Origin of the sequence: Mesorhizobium sp. M4A.F.Ca.ET.090.04.2.1, assembly GCF_003999085.1 — a bacterium.
Classification (GTDB): Bacteria; Pseudomonadota; Alphaproteobacteria; order Rhizobiales; family Rhizobiaceae; genus Mesorhizobium.
Map to the genome: position 1 here is coordinate 1 of NZ_RZOT01000181.1, position 10,415 is coordinate 10,415.

General features: G+C 60.6%; 10 protein-coding genes and 1 tRNA gene. 5 read left to right on the forward strand and 6 right to left on the reverse strand.

Going from position 1 to position 10,415, the window contains the following annotated elements:
- On the reverse strand, positions 1–2,220 hold a 2,220-nt coding region (locus EN781_RS14755; protein WP_127400090.1), incomplete at its 3' end, for a hypothetical protein.
- Positions 2,221–2,853: 633 nt separating this feature from the next.
- Here EN781_RS14755 and EN781_RS14760 point away from each other — a divergent pair.
- On the forward strand, positions 2,854–3,966 hold the full coding sequence (locus EN781_RS14760; protein ID WP_127400091.1) for a potassium channel family protein: 1,113 nt from the start codon (positions 2,854–2,856) through the stop codon (positions 3,964–3,966).
- A gap of 198 nt (positions 3,967–4,164) precedes the next feature.
- Here EN781_RS14760 and EN781_RS34355 read toward each other — a convergent pair whose 3' ends face one another.
- The 3 genes from EN781_RS34355 to EN781_RS14770 all read right to left on the reverse strand — a co-directional run bounded on the left by EN781_RS34355 (position 4,165) and on the right by EN781_RS14770 (position 5,604).
- On the reverse strand, positions 4,165–4,320 hold the full coding sequence (locus EN781_RS34355; protein WP_189347580.1) for a hypothetical protein: 156 nt from the start codon (positions 4,318–4,320) through the stop codon (positions 4,165–4,167).
- Positions 4,321–4,490: 170 nt separating this feature from the next.
- Positions 4,491–5,153 (reverse strand): hypothetical protein, encoded by a 663-nt coding sequence (locus EN781_RS14765; RefSeq protein WP_127400092.1) that lies wholly within the window; start codon positions 5,151–5,153, stop codon positions 4,491–4,493.
- A gap of 361 nt (positions 5,154–5,514) precedes the next feature.
- Positions 5,515–5,604: transfer RNA gene (locus EN781_RS14770), tRNA-Ser, on the reverse strand.
- A 370-nt stretch (positions 5,605–5,974) separates the two neighbouring features.
- On the opposite strand from EN781_RS14770, the gene EN781_RS14775 reads away from it, so the two are divergent.
- From EN781_RS14775 to EN781_RS14785, 3 genes are all read left to right on the forward strand, one after another.
- A complete protein-coding gene (locus tag EN781_RS14775) occupies positions 5,975–6,676 on the forward strand; it encodes a DUF2569 family protein (protein ID WP_126058346.1) in 702 nt (233 codons plus the stop codon).
- A 115-nt stretch (positions 6,677–6,791) separates the two neighbouring features.
- On the forward strand, positions 6,792–7,115 hold the full coding sequence (locus EN781_RS14780) for a hypothetical protein (protein WP_126058347.1): 324 nt from the start codon (positions 6,792–6,794) through the stop codon (positions 7,113–7,115).
- 239 nt (positions 7,116–7,354) lie between these two features.
- Positions 7,355–8,344, forward strand: coding sequence for a BMP family ABC transporter substrate-binding protein (locus tag EN781_RS14785; protein ID WP_126058348.1), 990 nt, complete (start codon positions 7,355–7,357; stop codon positions 8,342–8,344).
- A 72-nt stretch (positions 8,345–8,416) separates the two neighbouring features.
- Here the strand turns inward: EN781_RS14785 and EN781_RS14790 are convergent, their stop codons facing one another.
- Complete coding sequence (locus EN781_RS14790) at positions 8,417–8,854, reverse strand: hypothetical protein (RefSeq protein ID WP_126058349.1); 438 nt, start codon at positions 8,852–8,854, stop codon at positions 8,417–8,419.
- A 16-nt stretch (positions 8,855–8,870) separates the two neighbouring features.
- Complete coding sequence (locus tag EN781_RS14795; protein ID WP_187331332.1) at positions 8,871–9,077, reverse strand: SlyX family protein; 207 nt, start codon at positions 9,075–9,077, stop codon at positions 8,871–8,873.
- Between the two features lie 209 nt (positions 9,078–9,286).
- Here EN781_RS14795 and EN781_RS14800 point away from each other — a divergent pair.
- On the forward strand, positions 9,287–10,415 hold a 1,129-nt coding region (locus EN781_RS14800; RefSeq protein WP_145965510.1), incomplete at its 3' end, for an ABC transporter ATP-binding protein.

A 10,415-nucleotide genomic window follows, 5' to 3' on the forward strand; every position in this document is an offset into this window, starting at 1 on the left:
CTGCTTCAGGATATGCGTTGCCAGCACGCCGCGAACATTATGCGGGCCGTGAGGGAGAAGACCGGGGATCGCGCCTCGTCGAGTATATGGATTGTAAATGCCATATCGCTGGGTGGTCAGCCGCCACGCCTCGTAAAATGTGTTTCGATCGTATTCGGCGTCCTTGCTGGTCGCCTTCACCGTTTTGATAAAGAAGGTGCCGGGGTCTTCCATTCCTCCAAGCAGCACTCGGCGGTGCCGATCGATATACGCCTGGATGTGCTCGTATAAACCAGCCAGGTTCGGCAGGACGAGCCGAAACGGCTTGCTTCCGAAAAAGGATGAGTTCGCGTTCTTGAACGCTATCGAAGGAATAAGCACCTCCCAACCGTTTTCACGTTCGCTCCAACGTAGTTCACCGCGCTTCATGTCGGCTAGCTGACGCTCAGACCTTGGCAGCCTCCCGCGTTCACTGAGCATGAGCTGACGCAGGTTCTTCTGCCGCAACCCAAGATGCAACCCTAACCGAAGCATCAGGAATGAACGAACTGCCTCGGCGGCAGGACGGCGATGAATGCGTTCATCTGGCATGAGCCGAACAATCTCTTCCGTTATCTTTCGATACTCGCCAACGGGGCTATCGGCCTCCAGCACAGGCATAATTGGTTCAAAAGGATCTCGGTGCACACGCGCGATACGCTGGATCTCCTTCACGCGGGAGGAGGCGTGCTTGAAGTAGACATCGCAGGCGTCCTCCCAGTCCCCGCGGGCGCGATCAACGTCGGTCTGTGAAACCAGTCCATTAACGGGACGGATCCGCGACGCTAAGTGAGGTTGCTGCCTAAGCCAGCCCGTGTCCTTGCGAGTGAGCGCGAGAGAAATTCGCAGCATGTCCACCTCCCAGGAAGTGTAGAATCCGCGCCGCTTCTCGCGCCATTGCACATACCAGTCCCAGACAGAGGGGAAGACGAGCAGGCCAAAGGTCAAATGCGGCGTCGGAACGCCATAGCCGCGTACGGGTCCGCGCGGATGCGCGGCCAACGCACCGAACATCAGACCGAGATGCTCGACCTTCTGCGATGCCGTCTCTTCGCCCCAAACACCGTTGCGCTGCAAACCGAACGCAGTGAGCGTCGCGGTCTTGAACCGGATCAAATCCGCCATTTCCATGCCAAGCCCAGGCGGCGCTTCGATGACGCCGGATATCAGGTCGGGGTCGGTGAACAGGGCACCATCATCGTCCTGTTGCTGGCGCTGAACTCGATAGCCGTCATTCGCAGCATCCGATTGACCATAGGTGATACCCGGGAAACGGATTGCGTAACGCTGTTTCAACGCAGCCGCCTGGAATTTCCGGTAATCAGTTGACCCGCTGATAATCACGCGCCGAACCCATTCTAGGATCTCTTCCTGCTCCTCCGAACGACGCGTGTTGAAGTCGTCAGGCAAGTGCCACGCAAGCCGACGGCGTTCAGCCGAGCCGATATCATCGAGAATGTGGCCGGAGGCCGAGCGCGTCTGAAGCGGGAGTTTCGCTTTGAAATACCCTGCTGCAAGACGATAACGGCGCTCGATTCGAGCTAGTACTTCCATGCTCGCCACGCTGCGCGGCGATTTTGATCCCTGCAGCCAGTGACGAATTGTCGAGCGGTCCAGACTCTCGTCGTCTCGGACAACAGCCCGATGAAGATGCCAATAGCTGTCGCCATGGCGGCGCATCTGGAAATCGAGCGCCGCCTGGAAGCTGGGGTGATCAGATGCATCCTCAAAAAGAGGTTCCGGAAACTCCTCGATAGCACGCGGCTTTATGCCGGGCTTCTGCCGGTTTGCAGTTGCTTCCCGCTCCAACCGCTCCTGCTTTTTGTGGTGACTAGCACGGGCCTTCGCTCGCGGCGACAGAGGACGTACTCGCGCATGGCTCTGCGATTTGTTGATGCGGTGGCTCGCGACGGTCGCCGGCTTCCGCGCAGTTTTTGTATTTCGAGCGATCGCATCCAATGCTGGTTCGATCGAGGACCGGGCAGATCGAATTGCATCATCATCGAGACCGCAGAGAATGCCGATTTCTTGCCAATCATAGCTGCGGAGTTTTCGTGGCGGTGTTTCAGATCGGGCGATGAGGTTGAGCAGAAACGCCCTGATGCGGGCGCTTTCTTGAGGGGGGAAGAGGGGGTCGAGCCGGATACGGCAGTAATCAGAGATTTTGCGGGAGAGCAGTCTAGTATGCGAAGTTGCAGTCATGCGGGCAAGCGATGCGGTTTGTCAGCGATGGTGGGTGAAGCAGCGCGCTCACATACCCGATTCGCTTCCGTTGGGATGGCTAAAGCCCAGGGGTTCGACGCAAAATTTAAACGAGCTGGACCCAATACGCCATGCCGGACCTTTTCCAACCTAAGCAACGGTCGAAGTCCCACTAAACTCGCACTAGCCCGGCCGGAATGGGGCTTCAACCAGACGATCCGCTTTGGGCCTCATCGCGGAAGAGCCTCCTCCGAGCCCTGATGGCCGTCCGAATGGGGTCTTGCCAGTCGACGATCAACGGATCCTATGCTCCCGTCTAGTTGCCCGTCGCTCGACTAATCCTCAACCACGCCGAATTCGCCATTCACTAGGCAGAATGGGAAACAGCGCCGAGGCTTCGTTGGTCGTTGGGGAATTTCGCAGCCGTCAACGAAGTGTTTCTCACAGTCGCTTGCACTAATCGCAATTAATGGGAGCTTTGACCGCGTGGCTGCGGTACGAGCGCCTGCAGGGTCATGCCCTCCATTTAGCAAAAATGTGTCGAAAAGGTTATGCGCACTATTGCCTGACCCGCAGAATCCACCGCCTGTAAACGACCACAGGCGGTTCCAATCGCGCGCAGTGAAGTGAGAAATGCCGATGGAAGACATGGGGGGCGCCAAGGCCGGTCCGGATGATCTAAAGGCAATGCGTCCTCATTCTAAGCCGAACATGCCAAGCCCGTTCGGCCGCCTGTTAGATCGCAGTTCATACGCGGATCTGATGATCATCGCCTCCGCGACGCTCTTGGTCTCCTCAACGTACTTCTGGCTCGCTCCGCAAGGCCAAGGAGCGCTGGTCGAAGGACGCGCTCCAACTTTCCCGGAGGCCGTCTATCTCTCCATCGTCACTTTCACCTCGCTTGGGTATGGAGATGTGCTTCCGGTTGGCTTCGGCCGGGTCGTTGCTGTTCTTGACGTCGCCTGTGGCCTTCTGCTGACTGCCGTTCTAATCGGAAAGGTGGCGTCTGAACGGCAGGCCTCGCTACTGCTTCTGCTTCACACCAGTGATACCCAGCGCCGGATCTCCGCCTTCGCAAAGGAACTTACAAACATCAGCGGGGCCTTGTCAGACCAACCCGAAAGCGAGGTGACCATAAAAGTGAATGGCGCGGAGTTGGACTCGCTTCGTACGTTGATCCAGGCGATTGGCAACTACATGTCGTTCAACGGCTTCCAAGCTGGGATCGTTGAGTTTGGCAACTTCAGCACCTTGTCGGCACTGTATAACGAACTGGACATCGCCTTCGACGTCTGCTTGAGAATCGTCCTCCGATCGGGCGAGAATAGCGACACGGTCGTGATGGCCAGAGGCGTTTCGTGCTGCACAAGGATATTTGTCCTCGTGCGTTTGATGAATCGACTTCATCGCTCCGCCGCTATGAAGTCCTCCCTGTTCGGCACGCTGCTGATCTCACTGCGGTTGAAGAAACCGGCGAGCCTGACGCTGGCCGAAGCAGCGGCTAAGAGCAAGTCGGAGCTGCTCTTTCAGTCGATGGCCATAGGGTTAGGGAGGGCCGAAGCCTGGAAAGCTCGAGGCTATCATTCGCTTCAATTGGAGCGCGTCCTTGCGGAGATGCCGAACGGACCTAAGGACGGATGGGGCAATCAAGTCCACAAACCCATCGCCGCTAAGCTTGGCGTTTCTAACTCCGTCGCTTCCAAATGCATCGCCAAGCTCTTGGAGCTCGGGAGGCTTCCTAAGTAAGCTGGGCGGCGAGCGCATCCTGGAAATAGTCCCTGGCAGCTTTTGGAGGCCAGTTCGGCGCTGGCGCATCGCCGAAACGAGGCGCAAAGCTGCCGTTCGCGTCACGCCCAACACCGTAGGAAATATCGCGGGGTTTCCGAATGGGGGGAAAGGCGGTAGCGCTCTTCCGAGTCGAACCCCCAGATATGCGCGCGTCGGTCAAGTTTGCACCACCGCGAACCCCGGCTCGCCAACATCTTTGAAGAGCAGGCGCAATTCGGATGGAGGCGCCAGACAGAAAGGTCTAAATGTAGTTTCGTCGACCAGCAGCGGGCTGGCGCTTGGCGCGATCGTGTCGATGATTGGCGCGGTCATCGGGACAAGCAAGCTATCTGATGGGCGCACCTCCTACCTCGGCCAATTCGACCGAAAAGGGAACTGGCACAAGACTGGTTCCTTGCTGAAGACGTCGTTGACCTTGGCTTTGACGACTGATGACATCGGCATGCGCATCCGACAACGCGCTCCGGGCGCTGGAGCCTGCATCAAGGCGTTTTTGCAGGAAACGCGTTTGCGGTGAGCTCAAGCAGGCGGTGCACGTTGCCCAGCATCTGAATGGTCGCGACTATGCTCGCATCCTGCGGGAAAGGCACTACGCTGTCTGCCGTCCAGTTCTCCTCGCTACCGGCTGCTTGTCTAATCAGGAGGATATCGAGGCTCGCAAAGCCGGGCCTTGCCGCTCGATCTTCCCAGCCCTTGATCTGAACGGGGAGTTTCGCGTCGACATCACCGTCTTCGTTCTTGGCGTCCCAAACGACAGCCTGGTCCGTCATGTTCGAGGGTTTGGTTTTGGACGCGACCGCAATGTCCTTCACGAAAATCGCCCGCCTATTCCAATTCACTATTCTGATAACAAGCGTGTTTTTGTCTTTCAGATGTTCGATGACGTCGAGGGTTGGGTCTTCGTCGCCGATCACGAATCTCGTTTGCTTTTTGGCCTCGCGCCACTGTCCTATCAAATAGGGCAAGCTTGCCGCTGCTGCGACGAATGCTGCCCAGCCGGACAAAGCTCCAACCCAATCTCGACCCCGGTCCCAGGTCAGATTGTATTCAAGGCTTGCGATCAGCCAAGTTTGGCTTGTGATCGCCAAAGTCACAGCAACTCCAATTGCGACCCCAATCAACAACCAGCAGACGCGCATCAGCATGTGCCCCCTCGGAAAGGGCGGCAGCATAACATGTCGCAAGGCATGGTACTCGCATCAGCGAATAGGCGATTAAGCAATTAATCGAAGACGCGCGCGCGGTGTCGATCGAGGCGGCCGCAAGGGATTTACAGAACAGCGCCACACAGAAAGGCCAGATTCACCCCAGCCTAGTAGTCGCTCACCGCCATTGCCAGAATTGTGATCTCGATGGGTCCAAGATATCGTTTTATGATGGGAATGGCGCCCCGGCCGGATGTCTCATGCCGTCGCATGCTGCCTAAATCAATAGCATCCTACATGATGGGCTCTTTGGCGGGTAAGTTCGGAAATTCACTATAAGTTGTTGATTTTTTTGATGGTATGGCGGAGAGAGCGGGATTCGAACCCGCGTTACGGTTTCCCGTAAACACACTTTCCAGGCGTGCGCCTTCAACCACTCGGCCACCTCTCCGTCCTTGCACGAGCGCACCGGCCGGTTTTGCCGCGCGGGTTGGGGATATGCAGTCCCTTGGGAATTTCGCGCGGTATTTCCGCACCTCGAGCGCCCTCAACCGGCGGACACTCAATCCCGGCGCCCATAGCCGTCGAAGCAAGAGGCGCGGGGCTCATCTAGTCGATCCCGCGGCGAATGCCAAGCCATAATGGCGCTTTGTCGGCTTTGCCGCATAAGGGACCGTTCGCGCGGCCGCCGCCACGGCTTGGCCACGCACCCGCGGCCGAATGATGTGCACAGACCGGGCGGCACAGCCTGTCATTGCTTGACTTCGCCATCCGTCCGCTGTCCTTGTGGACACAAGGCTTTGCGGGGGCACAGTCCGGAGATGACTTCGACCAACCAGGGGCCGGCGGCGCGGCCGGAGAGCGGGCTGTCCTACGTGCCCGTGGCGTGGCTCGTCATCGTCATGGCCAGGTCGGTCTATGGCCTGATGTCGACATGGCGGTTGGTCGGCGATTCCAGCCTGCCGGAAAGCGTCTTCTTCCTTATCTATGGCGGCCTTGTCGCGGGCATCGTCACCATCCTTTGGGGGCTTTACCTGCTCGGCCTCGCCTTCAATCGCTCGGCGCGCTTCCCGCGCCATTTCACCATCTGGCAGGTCGCGACCATCCTTTGGCTGCTGGCGCAGCAGGCCTATGTGCTTCTGACGCCCGACTTCGTCTTCTCGGCGAGGAGCCTTGTCTTTACCGGCGGCGAGATCGCGATTGGCCTGCTTTGCCTCTACCTGCTGCGCCGCGGTGCCGGTGCCGATGCGGTCTATGCCAATGCGGAAACCGAGAGCCCGCCGGTGCTGGTTTCGGTGGTGGCGGCCTTGCTCGGCATCATCCTTGGCGCGGCGATCGGCGCCTGCGCCGGCTTTGCCGCGGGCTCGCTGATCGCGGATGCCAGCGACATGAGTTGCTTCGAGGGCGCCTGCGGCTATTTCGCCGTGTTCATCGGCCTCGCCGGGCTGATCATCGGCGCCATCGCTGGCGGGGTGTTCGCGGTCTGGCGCGTCAACCGACGCAAACGCAAGCCGGCGGTATAGCTCAAATTCGTGTGTGACGATTGCCGGCGGCGCGCGCTCGCTCTATTTCTCTGACGGGGAAGGGACGAAACCCGGGTCTGTGACGGCCCGGTTTCGTCTTGGGGAGGAAGTCTCGATGCTACGTTTCATCTTTCGTCTCGCGGCGATGGTCGCGCTTTCGGTTTCCGTCATCATGGCGGTGGTCGACGTGACGCGCTCGGTGGCGGCCTCGGCGCTGGTCATGACCCCGCTCAATACGAGTTGGTTGGCGGTATCACCCGACACCCGCGCAGCCTTCGAGACCTACGTGCGCGACAAGGCCAGCCCGCTTCTCTGGGACGGCGTCATTGCCTGGGTGCTCGGCCAGCCCGGTTTCGCGGTGTTCGCGGTGGTGGCCTTCCTGTTTTATGCCATCGGTTACCGGCGGCAGCGGCGGGGCGGCGCGTTCGCTCCGACCTGATGGTCCGCGGTGTGCCATCCGACGCCCAAGCCGGCCGGCGAACCGAATGATGCGCCGCGCCGCATGCCGGCGCGATGCTTTTCCAAAAGGTCAAAATTCCACGTGAATTTTGTTTCGGGCCGTGCCAGATTGGCCGCGAGCGGGAGGGGCATACTTCCTGCCAGACGTCGTCTGCCCGCCGGAGAACCGGGCTGGCAGGCGGTGCGTAACGGAAAAATAACCGACAGGGTGTGGATCACATGAAACGTATCGTTCTTGGCCTTCTGGCCGCAACCGCAATGGTTCTTCCGGGTTTCGCCGCGGATATCCAGCCGGCGATTCTCTACGATCTCGGCGGCAAGTTCGACAAATCGTTCAACGAGGCATCCTATAACGGCGCTGAGAAGTTCAAGACCGAGACCGGCATCGCCTATGTCGAATTCGAAGTCTCCAACGCCACCCAGCGCGAGCAGGCGCTGCGCCGCTTCGCCGAGGACGGCCGCAATCCGATCGTCATGGCCGGCTTCTCCTGGGCGGACGCACTGGACAAGATTGCCACCGAATTCCCCGACACCAAGTTCGCCATCATCGACATGGTCGTCGACAAGCCTAACGTCCGCTCCGTCGTCTACAAGGAGCAGGAAGGCTCCTATCTCGTCGGCGTGATGGCGGCGATGGCCTCGAAGTCCAAGAAGGTCGGCTTCATCGGCGGCATGGACATCCCGCTGATCCGCAAGTTCGGCTGCGGCTATGTCGGCGGTGCCAAGTCGGCCGGCGCCACCGAGGTGATCCAGAACATGACTGGCGACACGCCGGCCGCCTGGAACGATCCGGCCAAGGGCGGTGAGATCGCCAAGACGCAGATCGACCAGGGCGCCGACGTGATCTACGCGGCGGCCGGCGGAACCGGCGTCGGCGTGCTGCAGGCGGCGGCCGATTCCGGCAAGCTCGGCATCGGCGTCGATTCCAACCAGAACGGGCTGCAGCCCGGCAAGGTGCTGACCTCGATGGTCAAGCGCGTCGACGTCGCCGTCTACAACACCTTCATGGATGCCAAGAACGACAAGTTCACCGCCGGCATCAACGACCTCGGCCTCAAGGAAGGCGGCGTCGACTACGCCATGGACGACAACAACAAGGCGCTCGTCGACGATGCCATGAAGACAGCAGTCGAAAAGGCAAAGGCCGACATCATCGCCGGCACCGTCAAGGTGCACGACTACATGTCGGACAATGCCTGCCCGTATTGATCGGCGCTGATCTTCAGCAATGCGGACCGCCGGGTGCAAATCCGGCGGTCTTGTTTTTCGCGGAATGCATAGTCATGGCAGAAGCGTGCCCTCGGCTGACCAAGCGCCGGTCAGGTAGCCGAGCGCGAAGGCGGCCACCAGCGCCATGGCAACGACAAACCCGCGCCGGCCGCCAAGGGCGTGCAGGCCGACGTCGTAGGGCGGACGCTCCAGCCTGCGAATGACGGGTGGCCGCGCTTCCGCGCGGCTGTCGCCGCTGCCAACGCCGGCAAGCCGCATCTGCGGCAATTCGGCGATGCGCTGGGTGACCAGATTCCAGCGTTTGTCGGTCGCCCCGTCCACCGGCGCGGCGGGGTCGAAGGCGCGCATGCGCTCGGCCAGGTGCTGCACCGCGTCGCGGAAGGCGGGGTCGATTTCGAGGTCGCGTTCGGCGCGCCGGCGCTCGATGTCGTTCATCAGGCCGAACACATAGTCGCCGGCGCGGGCGATGCGGTCGCTTTCACTGGCCATCACGCTTCTCCCTCCCTCACCAATGCGGCGGCTTGGTGACCGGCACGTCGGACGCGGCTTGCTCCTCCAGGGCCAGGAAGCGGTCGGTGAGCGCGCTGAGCTTACGTTCCATTCGCTCGATCACCTTCCACTGCTCGGCGATCTGGCCTGACAGTTCCTCGATGGTCTTTTCCTGCTCGGCGGCGCGGATTTCCAGCGTCGTCAGCCGGTCGGCAGGCATGATCATTTCAAAACCCCGGTCAGTTGCGCTCACAGGCGACGTATCCGTCGCGTTCCCCACATTAGCGAATGTGAAGGTCCCGGCCACGTTCGAAATTGACAAGCGCGCGGGGATTTGTCGAGAGTGGACAACCCTCCGGCCAATTGGCACGGGCGGGGCAGCATGCTAGGCGTTTTGACCAAGCGATAAAAAAACTGAGTGGGACAGGCTGCATGGCGCAAGCCGCAATCGAGCTGATCGGCATCAACAAGAGTTTTGGCGCCGTGCGCGCCAACCGCGATATCAATCTGGAGGTCGCGCGCGGCACCATCCACGGCATTGTCGGCGAGAACGGCGCCGGCAAGTCGACGCTGATGTCGATTCTGTACGGCTTCTACCAGGCCGACAGCGGCGAGATCCGCGTCGGCGGCCAGCCGGCGTCGATCAAGACGCCGAATGACGCCATCGCGCTCGGCATCGGCATGGTGCACCAGCATTTCATGCTGGTCGACAATTTCTCGGTGCTGGAAAACGTCATCCTCGGCGCCGAGAGCGACGCATTGCTGAAGAGCAGCATCGCCAAGGCGCGCTCGGAGCTGGAGCGGCTGGAACGCGAATACGGGCTGGAAGTCGATCCCGACGCGATCATCGAGGAACTGCCCGTCGGCCTGCAGCAGCGCGTCGAAATCCTCAAGGCGCTCTATCGCGGCGCCGAGATCCTGATCCTCGACGAGCCGACCGGCGTCTTGACGCCGGCCGAGGCAGACCATCTGTTCCGCATCCTCGAACAGCTGAAGGATCAGGGCAAGACGGTGGTGCTGATCACCCACAAGCTGCGCGAGATCATGGCCATCACCGACACGGTCTCGGTGATGCGCCAGGGCACGATGGTGGCAACCAGGGTGACAAAGGAGACCACGGTCGGGGAACTGGCCGAGCTGATGGTCGGACGGCGTGTGCTGCTCAGGGTGGAGAAGGGCGAGGCGGAAGCCGGCGCCGTCAAGCTCGCGGTCAAGAACCTGACGGTCAAGGATTCGCGCGGCGTCACCATGGTCGACGACGTCTCCTTCGACCTGCGCGCCGGCGAGATCGTCGGCATCGCCGGCGTCGCCGGCAACGGGCAGTCCGAACTGCTCGAGGCGATTTCCGGCATCCGCCATGCCGTCTCCGGCTCGGTCATGCTCGACGGCAAGCCGATCGACCTGACCGGCAAGGCCGATCCCGGCGAACTGCGCGACCGCGGGCTCGCCCATGTGCCGGAGGACCGGCACCATGTCGGCCTGGTGCTGGCCTTCGAGGAGAACGAGAACTCGATCCTCGGCTATCACGATGACGAGCGCTATCTGAAGGGGCCGCTGCTCG

What these genes read in the sequence shown, in the direction of transcription:
- EN781_RS34355 (WP_189347580.1), bottom strand. Translation starts at nt 4,320, where the DNA reads ATGACCGCGCCAATCATCGACACGATCGCGCCAAGCGCCAGCCCGCTG.
- EN781_RS14780 (WP_126058347.1), top strand. Translation starts at nt 6,792, where the DNA reads ATGCTACGTTTCATCTTTCGTCTCGCGGCGATGGTCGCGCTTTCGGTT.
- EN781_RS14765 (WP_127400092.1), bottom strand. Translation starts at nt 5,153, where the DNA reads ATGCTGATGCGCGTCTGCTGGTTGTTGATTGGGGTCGCAATTGGAGTT.
- EN781_RS14775 (WP_126058346.1), top strand. Translation starts at nt 5,975, where the DNA reads ATGACTTCGACCAACCAGGGGCCGGCGGCGCGGCCGGAGAGCGGGCTG.
- EN781_RS14760 (WP_127400091.1), top strand. Translation starts at nt 2,854, where the DNA reads ATGCCGATGGAAGACATGGGGGGCGCCAAGGCCGGTCCGGATGATCTA.
- EN781_RS14790 (WP_126058349.1), bottom strand. Translation starts at nt 8,854, where the DNA reads ATGGCCAGTGAAAGCGACCGCATCGCCCGCGCCGGCGACTATGTGTTC.
- EN781_RS14785 (WP_126058348.1), top strand. Translation starts at nt 7,355, where the DNA reads ATGAAACGTATCGTTCTTGGCCTTCTGGCCGCAACCGCAATGGTTCTT.